Below are 13,376 nucleotides of genomic sequence, written 5' to 3'. Positions count from 1 at the left end.
CAGGCCAGCCCTGATCGCCGGCCCGGAGTCCATCCGGTCCGGCGATTTTTTTTGGCTATGTCAGCGTGAGGAGCGGGGACTGTTCCATCGCCGCCACCACCTGCAGCAAGGTGTCGCCAAAGCCGCCGCGTGCCCTGGCATGGCGGCGGGCACTGGTCGTGACGCGCGGCGCGGCGCTCCAGGCGATGTGCGCACCGGATTCTTGCAGGGCCGCCACCATGGCCACGTCTTCGCTGCAAGCCAATGGCGCGAAGCCGCCGGCACGCAGGTAGGCACTGGCGCGTACGCCGAAGTTGGCACCATGGATGTGGCGGTGGCCGTCGGCATCGGTGTAGGTGCGGGCGTAGTGTTCACGCAGCGCATCGGCGTTGGCCCCGTGCGGCGACCAGTCGTCCACGGCCACCGTGCCGCAGACGGCATCGGCGTTCAAGCCCAGCTGGGTACTCAGCCAGGAGGGCGAGACGCGCGTGTCCGCATCCGTAAATGCCAGCCAGCGTGCGCCTTGCTGCAGCAGCAGCTGCGCGCCGGCGGCGCGTGCGGCGCCCACGTTATGGGCATTGACGGCGATGCAGTCGAGGCGCCAGCGCAGATCTGCCTGCATGGCGTGCGCCAGCACGATGCGCTGCGACTGATCGCTGCAGGCGTCGAGCACGATGACGATGCTGACGGCTTCGCCAGACAGCAGCGGGCAGGTGGCGGCAAAGCGCAGCGCCGCCAGGCAGTCGCCCAGGCACGCTTCCTCGTCATGTACGGGAACGACCACGCCTATCATGCGAAGCCCTCGCGTTGCGCCACCGAGCGCGCATCGTTCGACCAGATCTCCAGCAGGAAGTCGGTTTCTTCGTGGCGCAGCACCCGGTGCAGACCGTGCGCGTCCTGGAAGACCGCATGCACGCGCACGGTCGAGATGATGCGCTGCGCAAACGGCGCGCGCCAGTGGCAGGCGACGATGCTGCCGCCCGGCGCCAGGCTGGCGATGCTGTGTTCGACCACGCGCGCCAGTTCTTCCGGCGACAGGTAATAGGCGATCTCGCTGAAGACGATCAGGTCGAATTTCCCGGCACCGGGCGGGATGCGCGGCCAGTCCTGCGGCAGCCGGTGCTGTGCCAGGGTGACATGCGCATCCTGTTCCGCGTCCTGCAGGCGCTGGCGGGCCAGGCGCAACGCTTCGGCCGAGAGATCGGCCGCCAGCAGGCGCTCGCAGCGCCGTGCCAGTTCGACCGTCAATTCGCCGTTGCCGCAGCCCGGTTCATACGCGTGGCGGTAGCGCTGCTGCGGCAGGCTGGCCAGCAGCAGGGCCCGCTTGCGTTCCTCGTACCAGCGCTGGCGCACCAGCCACGGGTCGGCATCCTGGCGGTACAGCTGCTCGAAATAGCTGCCGCGCTGGTCGTCTGGCATGGACGAGGCATTCATAGAAAATACACTTCGCAGGCGTGCAGCAGGCGCTGCAAGGCATCGCCAGCCACGATGGCGGGACGGCCGGTAGACGGATCGGCATCCATCTGGCTGGCGAAGCAGCGCAGGGCGGCGCGCTTGCGCTGCAGGATCGGGTCCGGCAATGGCAGGCGATGCGCGCGGTGCCATGGTACGCGCGCATCGCCGGGCGCGGCCCAGTGCCAGCCCCAGACGGGCATTTCCACCAGGGTGGCGCCGCTGGCCGAGCATGCCGCAGCGCAGGACCAGCCACAGGCTTCATGGTCCGGGTGGCCATCCAGGCGCCAGGTGGTAAACACCGTGTCGCCGGGACGCAGCTGCGCTGCCAGGGTCGTGCTCAGCTGCGGCGTCATGGCTTCTCCACTGCCATCGGGCAGGTGCAGGCGCAGCCACGCGGGCGACGCCAGCCCCAGTACCTGCAGCGCCTGCGCGGATTCCTGCGGACGCACGCGGCGCAGGCGTTCCTGCGGCCAGAGTGGGGAGCCCGGGTGGCTGGCGTCGCCATCGGTGACGGCGACGAACAGCAGTTCGCTGCCCTGCGCCGCCAGCAGCTGCAGCAAGCCGCCGCAGGCGAGGATTTCATCGTCGGGATGGGGCGCGACGATGACGGCGCGCGATCCCGGCGGCACCAGTGTGTGGGCGCCGATGGCGGGGATATCGTGCAGCCCCGGCCAGGATAGCCATACGTCGTCCGGCGTGCCGCGGCCTTCGATGCGGCGCGCATGCGTATCGGGATGGGCGGGCATGTCAGAGCGCCCAGGGATGGTCTTCGGCACCGGCGACGATTCCGCCCAGTACGGCCTGATCGCGTTCCGCATGGCTTTGGCGCAGGAAGACGGGCAAGTCGGCCACCAGGCGGGCGAAGCGGGCATCGCGGCACAGGGGGCCGGCGCCGAGGGCGCGCGTGGCCAGGTGCAGGACCAGGGTGGCGGCATCTTCCACCGCCAGGCGCAGGCGCAGCGCCAGGCCCATGACGTCGCGCTGCGGCTGTGCGTCGATTTCGGCGGCTCCTTCGCGCAGCAGGGCGCCGGCGGCGCGCAGCGCGCAATCGATTTTCCCCAGTTGCGCCAGGCGGACGGGATCGGGGGCGGCGTGCTGCGCGCGCGCATGCAGGTGGCTGGCGACGGCGCATGCCGCGCCATACCAGGCGGCCGCGATGCCGGCGCCGCCATGCCAGAAACCGGGGCGCTGCAGATACGCGCCCGGCGCACCCACGGGAAAGGCGCGCGCGGCGGAAAAGGTCACGTCGACGCTGGCGCAGGCGAGCATGCCAACGGCTTGCCAGCCTTCGTCCGTGACGTGCACACCCGGCTGCGACAGGGCCACGGAGGCCAGGCAAGCCTGGCCGTCCTCATTCCAGCAGCTGATCAAGGCATGGCTGAGGCCATTCGCGCCGGAACACCATGCCTTGCGTCCATCGAGCACATAGCGGCCATCGGCTGCCTGCTGCAAGCGGACGCGCGCGCCCGGCATTTCCGCACACCAGACACCCCAGCTGCTGCCGGCCGGCACGCCGGGGCCATCGATTTCCGCCAGGATGGCGAGCGCATCGGTATGGCCTTCATACAGCTTGAGCAGGGAGAGGTCGATGGCGGCGATGGCGGCCAGCATTTGCCAGCGCTGCAGAGTGGCGCCGTGGCCGGGCAGGGGCAGCTGGTCCAGTCCCGCCTCGCGCAAGCGGCGCAAGCCTTCGACGGGGGAGAAAGTGCTGTCGTGTGGCCGCAGCAAGGCGGTCAGCTCGGCGTGGGATGGCAGCGTAAAGGCGGTGGGCGACATGGCAAGCTCCTGTTTTTCAACAGAATAGCTTTCTATTTTCGCAATGTATGTTCGGTTCTACACATATGTTCGCTAACGGACCCGAGGCGCTGAAGCTGCGGGGCCACGGGCTCCGCAGCAAGTTACGCGCTTATTTTTTTACATACAGCATGTCGGGTTCATAAGCGGTGCCGTTATGCGAGAAGGTGTAGAGGTTGTTGTCGCGCAAGACGATGCCACCTTTGATGGTTTGCGCCGGGCGCATGCCTTCGTCGAGCAGGCAGGTGGAGCCGCCTTCATATTCGATGCACCATTGCTGTTTGCCATCTTTCTTCACGTATTGCACACCAGGCCCCGTGACGTTGAAGGCATAGGCGGGAATGGACAGGTTCAGCTTGTCGATGCGCACGTTGCTCGCGGCACCATTTTCCGTCAGTTTGACCAGAACGTCGACCACGCCATCCGGTGTCGCGCTGATCTTTGCCGTCATGGTTTCCGTCCCCAGCAAGGTGCCGCCGCAGCCGGTCTTGAGATAGATTTCGGTGGTGGAACTGAGTTCCATGGCGCCGCTGCCATCGGCTTTGGCTGCGACGACCATGATCTCGCGCTCGTGTCCATCGCATGGCGCTTGCCAGGTACCGACATAGGGAGCCAGCGCCGATCCAGCATTGGAATTGCCTGCATCGCCGCTGCTGCCGCCACCGCCGCAACCTGCCAGCAGTGCGGTGCTTGATGCCAATAAGACTGCCACTATTTTTTTCATGCCCCATCCTTTTATTCCGGCAAGCATGCGTGCCGTGAGCGCGGCAACAGTATAAAAGGATGGATGGGGGGCAATTCTCACCGAATGTATTCGTGACTTGATTTAAATCAAGAGTAACTCGCTGCCGGCAGGAAAGGCCGGCTTAAAACTCTTCCCAGTCATCGCCTGCCGGCGTCTTGGCTTGCGTTCTTTCCGCTGGCGCCGGCTTGATCGAGGCGAGGCGCTTGCCTGGCGGCGGCGCCTTGACGGCTGGCGGCGTGCGCGGCGCAGCCACTGTCTTCACTGCCGGCACCGCCGCCTGTTGCTGCGCGCCCAGCTTGAACACGCTGACCACCTCGGCCAAATGGCTGGCCTGGTCTTGCAGGCTTTCGGCGGCCGCTGCCGCTTCCTCGACGAGGGCCGCGTTTTGCTGCGTCACGCCATCCATCTGCGCCAGCGCCTGGTTCACTTGCGCGATGCCGTCGCTTTGCTCGGTGGTGGCGACGCTGATGTCGGCCATGATGGCGGTCACCTTGCGTACGCTGTCGACCACCTGTTCCATGGTGGCGCCCGCCTCATCGACAAGCTTGCTGCCGACGGCCACCTTGCCCACGGAATCGTCGATCAGCAGCTTGATTTCCTTCGCTGCCGCCGCGGAGCGCTGCGCCAGGTTGCGCACTTCCGTGGCGACGACGGCGAAACCGCGCCCCTGTTCGCCCGCGCGCGCCGCTTCCACGGCCGCGTTCAGGGCCAGGATATTCGTCTGGAAGGCGATGCCGTCGATGACGCTGATGATGTCGACGATCTTGTTCGACGAATCGTTGATCGAGGTCATCGTTTCGATCACCTTGCCGACCACTGCGCCGCTCTTTTGCGCCACGTCCGACGCCGAGGCGGCCAGCTGGTTCGCCTGGCGCGCATGGTCGGCGTTTTCCTTGACGGTGCCCGTCAGCTCTTCCACCGAGGCGGCCGTCTCTTCCAGCGAACTGGCTTGCTGTTCCGTGCGGGCCGACAGGTCGTTATTGCCTTGCGCAATTTCCGCGCTGGCACGGGCCACGTTGTCGGCGCTGGCTTGCACTTGCAGCAGCACGGCGTGGATCTTTTCCACGAAGGCGTTGAAACCCTTGCCGATGACGGCCAGCTCGTCGGTGCCCTTGACTTCCAGCTTGACGCGCAGGTCGGCGTCGCCGCTCGACAAATCCGTCATGGTGCGGCCCAGGGTGCGCAATGGACGCGTCAGCTGGTTGACGACGAGGATCAAAATACCGGCCGTGGCCGCCGCGCACAGCAGGGCGACGATCAGGGTATAGATCATCAGGTCGCGCGCCGAGGCCGTGGCCACGCTTTTCGGGAAGTTCAGTTCCACGCTCCACGGGGCGATATCGGGGTGGATCTGCAGCGGCTGCAGCAAGTGGATGTAGCCCTTGTCGTCCTCGTATTCATATGGCTGGCCCTGGCGCACCTTCTCCAGGCCGGCGGCCGGCACGTCGTCCGCCTTCTTGCCCAGGCGCTCAGGCACCGGGTGGCTCGCGTACAGCCCGCCATTCGAGATCAGGGCCAGTTTGCCGCCCTCGATCACTTTCAGGTCGGCCAGGATCTTCGCCAGGCGCGTGAGCATGAAGTCGGCGCTGGCCGTGCCCTTGAAGCTGCCGTCGATCATGATGGGCGCCACCAGCGAAGCCATCAGCACATTCTTGCCATCGACGGGGTAGATATACGGTTCCGTAAAGTAGGTCTTGCCGGTGCGCTTGGGCACGTCGTACCAGTCGTTGGCACCCGGTTTCGGGTCGAAGACGATGGGTTCGACTTGCAGCTTGCCGCCGGCGCCGCGCGTCCAGTAGGGCATGAAGCGGCCGCTGGCGTCGTAGTACGGCTTCTGGTTGGCGAAATCCGCATCCTTGCCGTCGAGCGCGTTCGGCTCCCACGTCACGGCCGAGCCCAGCAAGTCTTCCGAACTGGTCAGGGTCGCCTTGGTCAGCTCATTGATCTGCTCGCGCTGCAGGGGCAAGCTGGCGCTTTTGGTGCCGCGCATGGCGCCGGCCAGGCTGGACACGCTGGACAGGTTGCTGGCGATGCGCGCCTGCAGCGCGCCGGCCACTTCGCGCGCCGACGTGCGCGCCAGGTCCAGCGCGGCCGCCTCGGCGCTGGCGCTGCTCTTGTAGCCGATCACGGCCGCCGTGACGCCCAGGCTGAGGACGGCGAGCGCGGTGGCGGCGACGCAGATTTTACTGTTGAGTGAGAGTTGCATGAGGCTGTTCCTTGATGGGGATGGATATCGGTGTCATGGGCGTCGCGGGTAGCGCGCCTAGAAGGTCTTGCTGACGGCCAGCACGACGGTGGCCGCGGCGGGATTCGACGTGTCGAACTGGCCGGACGCATTCGGAATGCCCAGGGTGTAATGGTCGTAGGCATCGGTGGCGCCCCAGGCGCGCGTGATGGCGGCGCTGGCGTTCCAGCCGCCGTCGAAGGCCCTGGTGACGCCGATCTTGGCGTCGCGCCAGTTCCAGATGGCATTGCCCGTGCCCGCCACCCGGCCATTGCCGGCGTGCAGGTTAAAGGTCCAGGTATTGCCCAGGTCGACATTTGCGCCCACGTCGAGATACCCCGTGCCGCGCGCATGCGTGATGCCAAAGAAATCGCGCGTGACGGTATGGTTGTATTTGGCGTACAGCATCTTGTAGCTGAGGCCCAGCGACAGTTCGCCATAGTCGTACTTGACACCCGTGGCGCGGTACACGGCGCCCGGATACTTGTAGTAATACGCGAGCAGGCTGTAGCCCAGTTCTCCCACCGTGCCGCTGTAGCCGCCGTACAGGTCCCATTCGATGGTCGCATCCTCGATATAGCGGTCGCTGACGGTGGAAGCCCAGGTGCCCAGCGACCAGCCGCTCGGGTGCGCGTAGTCGGCACCCGCCTGCAGGGCGGGTTTGCCCCAGGTCTGGCGAAAGCCGCGCGAAATGTATTGCGAAGTGAGGCTGGCATTGGCGCTGAAGGTGGCGGCAGGATTGTCCGTCGTCTGCGCCTGCACGGGCAGGGCGGCCACCAGGAGGAGGCAGCCGAGCAAGGGTGTTGCAGGAAAATGGTGGTGCGATGGCATGGCAGTCAGCTCCGTATTTGCTGGCAGCGGCCGTCCAGGCGCGTTGCCCTGATGGTTGCAATAAAAATGCGGAATGGACTTTTGTGGGGGCAAGGCAGCTTGCGGGCATGCTCGCATGAACATGCACACATTCTCACCAAACGTAACTGAAAGGATAGGGGCTGGGGCTAGTGGAAGTCAACAAAGTTGCGCTGCGGAAAGCGTAAGTTGTTGTTTCCTGGCACTTTTTCATGCTCTTGTCACATTTCCGGCCTGCCCCGGCTGGCGGCCTGTTGCAAGCCGGCCAGCAAGCCTGGCAGGGCCGCATGCAAGGCTGGCATGTCGCCGGCCTGCAGTTCGGCCTGCATTTCCACCCGGCCCGATGGCTGGCCCCAGACAACCTGTGCGCTGAGCCGGGCGCCGGCGTCGAGGCCCGTGACGCTGACCAGCAGCGCGACTTCTTCCGGGGCATCGTCGGGCATGTCCTCGAGCAGGCAGGAAATGCCGAAGTGATAATCCTGGAAAGCGCTGGCCGTACCGCTGGAAAAGGCGAAGACGGAGGCGAGCGCCCGGGGCACGGCGGCCGCGAGTGGCGGCAGGGCGGCGCGGAACAGGGGCAGCAAGTCGTTTTCCAGCTGGAGCACCAGCGGGTGGGTGTGGACGAGGACGGTCATGGCAGGATGGATCAGGTGGCGGCGCGCGATAGTAGCAGTTTTTGCGGCCACTGTGCTCATCTACTGGTCCTACCAGTGGCCTCAATCGTCGTCGCTGGTGACGCGCGTGCGCACGAAATCGATGTGGCTTTGCATGGCCGTGCGCGCTTCCTCGGGCTGGCTGGCGCAGATGGCCTCGCACAGGGTGCGGTGCTGCGACAGCAGGTGCAGCGACGTGGCGTCGTCCTGCTGGCGCAAGCCCGTGCCATTGATGGTGATGTGTTCGCGCAGCATGCCGATGATGCTGGTGTGCAGGTGCAAAAACATGGTGTTGTGCGACGCTTGCGCGATGACTTCATGCAGCCGTGCATCGGCCTGCGCCTCGCCGTGCTTGTCATCGCTGGCGCGCGCCTGTTCCAGCTCGGCCAGCAGCGCCATGATCTGTGCGCGTTCGTCGCCGCTGGCCCGCTGCGCCGCAAAGTAGGCCGTCGCTCCTTCCAGCACGCGGCGAAATTCCAGGATGTCGTCGCGCAGGGCAGGGTGGTCGGCCACCAGCTGGCTCCACGGCGAAGCCATGCCCGTGCGCAATTGATCCGTCACGAACACGCCCGCGCCGCGCCGGCTGCGCACCAGTCCCCGCGCCGCCAGCCGCTGCACCGCTTCGCGCACGGTATTGCGCGAGACCCCATATTGCAGCGCCAGCAGGCGTTCTGCCGGCAACTGTGCGCCCGCTGGCAAGCTGCCGTCCAGCAGGGACGTTTCCAGCCTGCGCATCACCATCTCGACCCTGCCCCGCGTTTGCATGCCTGTCGCCATCGCTGTCTTCCGGTGTTGTTTTAAAGTGGTCCGAGCAATTTGAAGTGGCTTGCGGAAGCTGGAATTATGCGTGAACCGGTCATTCTTAACAACACACAGCGGCGCCGCAGCAACACACAGAGCGCCGGGGAGACACACTCATGCAGCCAGACCCGCGCCAGCCACGCCACGCTCCACGCCACTACCCACATGCGCCGCTCCAGGTGTACCTGTTCGCCACCTGCCTGGTCGACCTGTTCGTGCCGCAGGCGGGGCTCGACGCGGTGCGCCTGCTGGAGCGGGAGGGCTTGCTGGTGCATTATCCGCGCGGCCAGAGCTGCTGCGGCCAGCCCGCCTACAGCAGCGGCAATCCGGAGCAGGCGCGCGCCGTGGCCCGCGCGCAGCTGGACCTGTTTGCGCAGCCATGGCCCGTGATCGTGCCATCCGGCTCCTGCGCCGGCATGATGCGCCACCACTGGCCGCAGCTGTTCCAGGACGACCCGGTGGCCGGTCCCAAGGCTGCCGAACTGGCCGAGCGCGTGTATGAACTGAGCGAATTTCTCGTCTGCGTGCTGCAGCTCGACTTGGCCGGCCTGGCCCTGGCCGCCCCCGGGCAAGCGGAGGAAAACGTGGTGCTGCATACCTCGTGCGGTGCGCGCCGCGAGATGGGCACGCGGGTGCACGGCGTGGCCCTGCTCGACGCCTTGCCCGGCGTGACGCGCATCGAACACCAGCGCGAATCGGAATGCTGCGGCTTTGGCGGCACGTTTTCATTGAAGCACCCGGACATTTCCGGCGCCATGGTCAGCGACAAGATCGCCTCGGCCTGCGCCACGGGCTGCGACCGGCTCGTCTCGGCCGACTGCGGCTGCCTGCTCAACATCGGCCACGCCGCGCAGCATCAGGGCGCGCCGCTGCCCGTCGAACACCTGGCCAGCTTTTTGTGGCGCCGCACGGGAGGCGCGGCATGAGCGCGATCTTGACGGCCCGCGAACGCATGCTGGGACGCCTGCGCGCCGCCGCGCCTTCCGCGCTCGAAGCGGTGGAGGCCATCGATGCCGCCATCGACAGGCACTATTCGGCGCGCCGCGCCGCAGCACCGCTGCCGGCTCGGAACAGGATCGCCGCCATGCAGGCAGCCTTGCGCGCCGCGCATGCGGAAGTCGACTGCGTGAGCAGCGATGCCTGGCCAGCCTTGCTGGCGCAGCGCCTGGGCGCGCAGCAGGTGCGCCGCCTGCTGATGGATGCCGGCAGCGCCGAAGGGCGGGCCTTGCGCGCCGCCTTGCCAGCTGGCGTGGAAGCGCTGTCTTTCGAGCGTCCGCTGGCGCAGTGGAAGGGCGAATTGTTCGATACCGTCGATGCCGGTTTTACCGTCGCCCGTTCCGGCATTGCCGCCACGGGTACCCTGGTCATCGCGCCCGACGCGGCCACGCCGCGCACGGTATCGCTGGCGCCGCCCCTGCATGTCTGCCTCGTGTATGCCAGCACCCTGCACGTGGACTTGCATGCGGCGGCGCGCGCCGAGCGCTGGGCCGACGGTATGCCGGCCAACCTGGTGCTCGTGTCGGGTCCTTCGAAAACGTCCGACATCCAGCAAACCCTCGCCTATGGCGCGCACGGTCCGCGCTGGCTGTGGGTGCTGATCATCGATGACTTGCCCGCCCAGGAAGGAGGCCAGCCATGAACGCCAAGCCACTGCAATTCGTCAAGCCGGCCGACTTCCATGCGCGCGCCCGCGCCGCGCTGGACGACCCGAAGCTGCGCCAGAGCTTTCGCGGCGCCATGGATTTTTTACAGGACAAGCGCAGCGCCCAGTTCCCCGACGGCGACGAACTGGAACGCCTGCGCGACATCGGCGAAGCCGTGCGCCGGCACGCGCTGGCGCGCCTGCCCGACTTGCTGGTGCAGCTGGAAGACAAGCTGACGGCGGCCGGCGTGCAGGTGCACTGGGCCGAGGATGGCGAACAGGCCAATGCCATCATCCACGCCATCGCGGAAAGGAACCGGGCGACGCGCTTCATCAAGGGCAAGTCGATGGCCAGCGAGGAGATCGAGCTCAATCACTACCTGGAAGCGCGCGGCATGACGTGCCTGGAGTCGGACATGGGCGAGTACATCGTGCAGCTGGCCGGCGAAAAGCCGTCGCACATCGTCATGCCGGCGATTCACAAGACGAAAGCCGATATCGCCGGCCTGTTCGCCGAGCATATTCCCGACGCGCCCTACACGGAAGATGTCGACAGCCTGATCCAGACAGGGCGGCGCGCCCTGCGCCAGGCGTTTGTCGAGGCGGACATCGGCCTGTCCGGCGTGAACTTCGCGGCAGCCGACACGGGCACCCTGTGGCTGGTGGAAAACGAGGGCAATGGCCGGCTGACGACGTCCGTGCCGGAGATCCACATCGCCATCATGGGCATGGAAAAAGTGGTGGCCAAGCTCGAACATATCGTCCCGCTGGCCAGCTTGCTGACACGCTCGGCGACGGGCCAGGCCGTCACCACGTATTTCAACCTGATTTCCGGCCCGCGCCGCGCCGGTGAACAGGATGGGCCGCGCGAAGTGCACCTGGTCTTGCTCGATAACGGCCGCAGCCAGGCTTACGCGGACGAGCAACTGCGCGCCACCCTGCAATGCATCCGCTGCGGCGCCTGCATGAACCACTGTCCCGTCTACACGCGCATCGGCGGCCACGCCTACGGCACCACGTATCCGGGGCCGATCGGCAAGATCATCTCGCCCCACTTGCTGGGCCTAGCTGCGACGGCGGACCTGGCCACCGCATCGAGCCTGTGCGGCGCCTGCGGCGAAGTGTGCCCCGTGCGCATCCCGATTCCGCAGTTGCTGGTGCGCCTGCGCACGGAGGCCAATCGCAATCCCGGCGAGCAGGTGGCGCATCCGCTGCGCGGCCAGGGCGCCAAGTTCAGCCGCGGCGAAAGCCTGATCTGGCGCTTCTGGAGCGGCGCCTTTGCGCGCCCCGCCAGCTACCGCCTGTTCCGCTGGGCCGCCACGCGCCTGCGGATGCTGACGCCGCGCGCGCAACTGGGCTGGACGCAGCACCGCAAGCCGTTGACGCCGGCGCCGCGCAGCCTGGCCGACCTGCTCAATGCGCGGGGCCAGGAAGAGTAGCACCGGCTTCCACAGAAAAATACGCCGCAAAAAAATACAGCAAAGCCGTTTTTTCACTTAACCCGCATCCACCGGAGGAGACCCGACATGCAAACCTGGACCCAACTTTATACACCGCTCGGCAGCCTGTGGCTGTCGTCGCTGGCGGCAGCCGTTCCCATCATTTTCTTCTTCATCGCCCTGGCCGCGCTGCGCATCAAGGGACACGTGGCGGCCGCCGTCACCCTGGCGCTGGCGCTGGCCGTGGCGATTTTTGCGTACGGCATGCCCGTGCCGCAGGCGCTGGCGGCGGCCGGCTACGGCTTCGCGTATGGCTTGTGGCCCATCGCCTGGATCATCGTCACGGCCGTCTTCCTGTACAAGATCGTCGTCAAGACGGGGCAGATCGAGATCATCCGCGCCTCCGTGCTGTCGGTGACGGATGACCAGCGCTTGCAGGTGCTGCTGATCGGCTTTGCCTTCGGCGCCTTCCTGGAAGGGGCGGCCGGTTTCGGTGCGCCCGTGGCCATCACCTCGGCGTTGCTGGTGGGCCTGGGCTTCAACCCGCTGTATGCGGCGGGCCTGTGCCTGATCGCCAATACGGCGCCCGTGGCCTTTGGCGCCATGGGCATCCCCATCATCGTGGCAGGCCAGGTGACGGGCATCGACCCGTTCCTGATCGGCGCCATGGCGGGCCGCCAGTTGCCGCTGCTGTCGCTGGCCGTGCCATTCTGGCTGGTGTTCATGATGGATGGCGTGCGCGGCGTGCGCGAGGTGTGGCCGGCCGCCCTGGTGACGGGCGCCAGCTTTGCCGTTACCCAGTATTTCACGTCCAACCATATTGGGCCGGAGCTGCCGGACATCACTTCGGCCCTCGTCAGCCTGGTGTCGCTGACCCTGTTCCTGAAAGTATGGCAGCCGAAGAATGCCAAGGTGGTCAACGCCGTCGGCGGCGGCGCCGCTGCGCTGTCCGGTTTTGGCGGAGCAGGCAGTGCGGACTTGCGCGGCAGCGGCAGCCGCGCTGCCTCGCCCTATACCTTGGCGCAAACGGCGCGCGCCTGGGCGCCGTTCGGCCTGCTGACGGCCATCGTCACCGTCTGGAGCCTGCCCGGCTTCAAGTCCCTGTTCGCCGTCGGCGGCGCGTTATCCAGCCTGGTCGTGAAGATCCACGTGCCTTACCTGGACCAGCTTGTGATCAAGACGATGCCCATCGTCGCCGCGCCGAAAGCGTATGACGCCGTCTTCAAGCTCGACCTGCTGTCGGCCGTGGGCACGGCGATCTTGCTGACGGCCGTGCTGTCGATGTGGATGCTGCGCATGACGCCGCGCGATGGCATCAAGGCCTTCGTGGAAACGCTGGTGGAATTGCGCCGTCCCGTGCTGTCGATCGGCCTGGTGCTGGCGTTTGCCTTCGTTGCCAACTATTCCGGCATGTCGTCCACCCTGGCCCTGCTGCTGGCTGGCAGCGGCGCCGCCTTCCCGTTCTTCTCGCCGTTCCTGGGCTGGCTGGGCGTGTTCCTGACGGGGTCCGATACGTCGTCGAATGCCTTGTTCTGCTCCCTGCAAAACACCACGGCGCACCAGATCGGCGTGTCCGATACCTTGCTGGTGGCGGCCAATACGACGGGCGGCGTGACGGGCAAGATGATTTCGCCCCAGTCGATCGCCGTCGCCTGCGCCGCCACTGGCCTGGTGGGCAAGGAATCGGACCTGTTCCGCTTTACCTTGAAGCACAGCCTGCTGTTTGCCGTGATCATCGGCATCATCACCATGCTGCAGGCGTACGTGTTCACCGGCATGATCCCGCACTGAGCGA

General features: G+C 66.4%; 13 protein-coding genes. 4 read left to right on the top strand and 9 right to left on the bottom strand.

All coding sequences use genetic code 11. From position 1 onward, the window contains the following. Window positions 1-55: 55 nt before the first annotated feature. The 9 genes from LSO07_RS22235 to LSO07_RS22195 all read right to left on the bottom strand — a co-directional run bounded on the left by LSO07_RS22235 (window position 56) and on the right by LSO07_RS22195 (window position 8,464). Window positions 56-772: a glycosyltransferase gene (locus tag LSO07_RS22235; protein ID WP_034789143.1), complete on the bottom strand. Its 717-nt coding sequence runs from the start codon at window positions 770-772 to the stop codon at window positions 56-58. Then, window positions 769-1,398: a class I SAM-dependent DNA methyltransferase gene (locus LSO07_RS22230; RefSeq protein WP_070254110.1), complete on the bottom strand. Its 630-nt coding sequence runs from the start codon at window positions 1,396-1,398 to the stop codon at window positions 769-771. Before LSO07_RS22230 ends, LSO07_RS22235 begins: the two co-directional genes overlap by 4 nt. A gap of 11 nt (window positions 1,399-1,409) precedes the next feature. Continuing rightward, window positions 1,410-2,180: a PIG-L deacetylase family protein gene (locus LSO07_RS22225; RefSeq protein WP_151096585.1), complete on the bottom strand. Its 771-nt coding sequence runs from the start codon at window positions 2,178-2,180 to the stop codon at window positions 1,410-1,412. A 1-nt stretch (window position 2,181) separates the two neighbouring features. Then, window positions 2,182-3,210 carry an acyl-CoA dehydrogenase gene (locus LSO07_RS22220; RefSeq protein ID WP_099388501.1) on the bottom strand — a complete coding sequence of 343 codons (1,029 nt, stop codon included), beginning with the start codon at window positions 3,208-3,210 and terminating at the stop codon, window positions 2,182-2,184. Between the two features lie 130 nt (window positions 3,211-3,340). Further along, the gene (locus LSO07_RS22215) at window positions 3,341-4,033 is read right to left on the bottom strand and encodes a hypothetical protein (RefSeq protein ID WP_208672426.1); all 693 of its coding nucleotides are present in this window, start codon (window positions 4,031-4,033) and stop codon (window positions 3,341-3,343) included. Between the two features lie 61 nt (window positions 4,034-4,094). Then, entirely contained in the window at window positions 4,095-6,179 is a 2,085-nt protein-coding gene (locus LSO07_RS22210; protein ID WP_151096583.1) for a methyl-accepting chemotaxis protein, read from the bottom strand. Between the two features lie 57 nt (window positions 6,180-6,236). Further along, entirely contained in the window at window positions 6,237-7,028 is a 792-nt protein-coding gene (locus tag LSO07_RS22205; protein ID WP_191909752.1) for a TorF family putative porin, read from the bottom strand. Between the two features lie 239 nt (window positions 7,029-7,267). Beyond that, complete coding sequence (locus LSO07_RS22200) at window positions 7,268-7,741, bottom strand: hypothetical protein (RefSeq protein WP_151096582.1); 474 nt, start codon at window positions 7,739-7,741, stop codon at window positions 7,268-7,270. Between the two features lie 21 nt (window positions 7,742-7,762). After that, window positions 7,763-8,464, bottom strand: coding sequence for a FadR/GntR family transcriptional regulator (locus LSO07_RS22195; RefSeq protein WP_225317387.1), 702 nt, complete (start codon window positions 8,462-8,464; stop codon window positions 7,763-7,765). A 152-nt stretch (window positions 8,465-8,616) separates the two neighbouring features. Between LSO07_RS22195 and LSO07_RS22190 the strand changes: the two genes are divergently transcribed. The 4 genes from LSO07_RS22190 to LSO07_RS22175 all read left to right on the top strand — a co-directional run bounded on the left by LSO07_RS22190 (window position 8,617) and on the right by LSO07_RS22175 (window position 13,372). After that, complete coding sequence (locus LSO07_RS22190) at window positions 8,617-9,426, top strand: (Fe-S)-binding protein (protein WP_034789131.1); 810 nt, start codon at window positions 8,617-8,619, stop codon at window positions 9,424-9,426. Next, window positions 9,423-10,139: a LutC/YkgG family protein gene (locus tag LSO07_RS22185; RefSeq protein WP_151096581.1), complete on the top strand. Its 717-nt coding sequence runs from the start codon at window positions 9,423-9,425 to the stop codon at window positions 10,137-10,139. The genes LSO07_RS22190 and LSO07_RS22185 overlap by 4 nt, the downstream gene beginning before the upstream one ends. Then, entirely contained in the window at window positions 10,136-11,581 is a 1,446-nt protein-coding gene (locus tag LSO07_RS22180; RefSeq protein WP_151096580.1) for a LutB/LldF family L-lactate oxidation iron-sulfur protein, read from the top strand. Before LSO07_RS22185 ends, LSO07_RS22180 begins: the two co-directional genes overlap by 4 nt. Window positions 11,582-11,668: 87 nt before the next feature. Further along, the gene (locus LSO07_RS22175) at window positions 11,669-13,372 is read left to right on the top strand and encodes a lactate permease LctP family transporter (protein ID WP_151096579.1); all 1,704 of its coding nucleotides are present in this window, start codon (window positions 11,669-11,671) and stop codon (window positions 13,370-13,372) included. Window positions 13,373-13,376 lie beyond the last annotated feature (4 nt).

This window comes from Janthinobacterium sp. PLB04, from assembly GCF_021165895.1.
Classification (GTDB): Bacteria; Pseudomonadota; Gammaproteobacteria; order Burkholderiales; family Burkholderiaceae_D; genus Janthinobacterium; species Janthinobacterium lividum.
The sequence above is the reverse complement of the archived record's forward strand: the minus strand, read 5'-3'. Positions and strand labels throughout refer to the sequence as shown.

Excerpts from the sequence above, each read along its gene's own strand:
- LSO07_RS22225 (WP_151096585.1), bottom strand. The coding sequence starts at position 2,180 with ATGCCCGCCCATCCCGATACGCATGCGCGCCGCATCGAAGGCCGCGGC.
- LSO07_RS22175 (WP_151096579.1), top strand. The coding sequence starts at position 11,669 with ATGCAAACCTGGACCCAACTTTATACACCGCTCGGCAGCCTGTGGCTG.
- LSO07_RS22185 (WP_151096581.1), top strand. The coding sequence starts at position 9,423 with ATGAGCGCGATCTTGACGGCCCGCGAACGCATGCTGGGACGCCTGCGC.
- LSO07_RS22235 (WP_034789143.1), bottom strand. The coding sequence starts at position 772 with ATGATAGGCGTGGTCGTTCCCGTACATGACGAGGAAGCGTGCCTGGGC.
- LSO07_RS22200 (WP_151096582.1), bottom strand. The coding sequence starts at position 7,741 with ATGAGCACAGTGGCCGCAAAAACTGCTACTATCGCGCGCCGCCACCTG.
- LSO07_RS22220 (WP_099388501.1), bottom strand. The coding sequence starts at position 3,210 with ATGTCGCCCACCGCCTTTACGCTGCCATCCCACGCCGAGCTGACCGCC.
- LSO07_RS22195 (WP_225317387.1), bottom strand. The coding sequence starts at position 8,464 with ATGCAAACGCGGGGCAGGGTCGAGATGGTGATGCGCAGGCTGGAAACG.
- LSO07_RS22210 (WP_151096583.1), bottom strand. The coding sequence starts at position 6,179 with ATGCAACTCTCACTCAACAGTAAAATCTGCGTCGCCGCCACCGCGCTC.
- LSO07_RS22205 (WP_191909752.1), bottom strand. The coding sequence starts at position 7,028 with ATGCCATCGCACCACCATTTTCCTGCAACACCCTTGCTCGGCTGCCTC.
- LSO07_RS22180 (WP_151096580.1), top strand. The coding sequence starts at position 10,136 with ATGAACGCCAAGCCACTGCAATTCGTCAAGCCGGCCGACTTCCATGCG.
- LSO07_RS22230 (WP_070254110.1), bottom strand. The coding sequence starts at position 1,398 with ATGCCAGACGACCAGCGCGGCAGCTATTTCGAGCAGCTGTACCGCCAG.
- LSO07_RS22190 (WP_034789131.1), top strand. The coding sequence starts at position 8,617 with ATGCAGCCAGACCCGCGCCAGCCACGCCACGCTCCACGCCACTACCCA.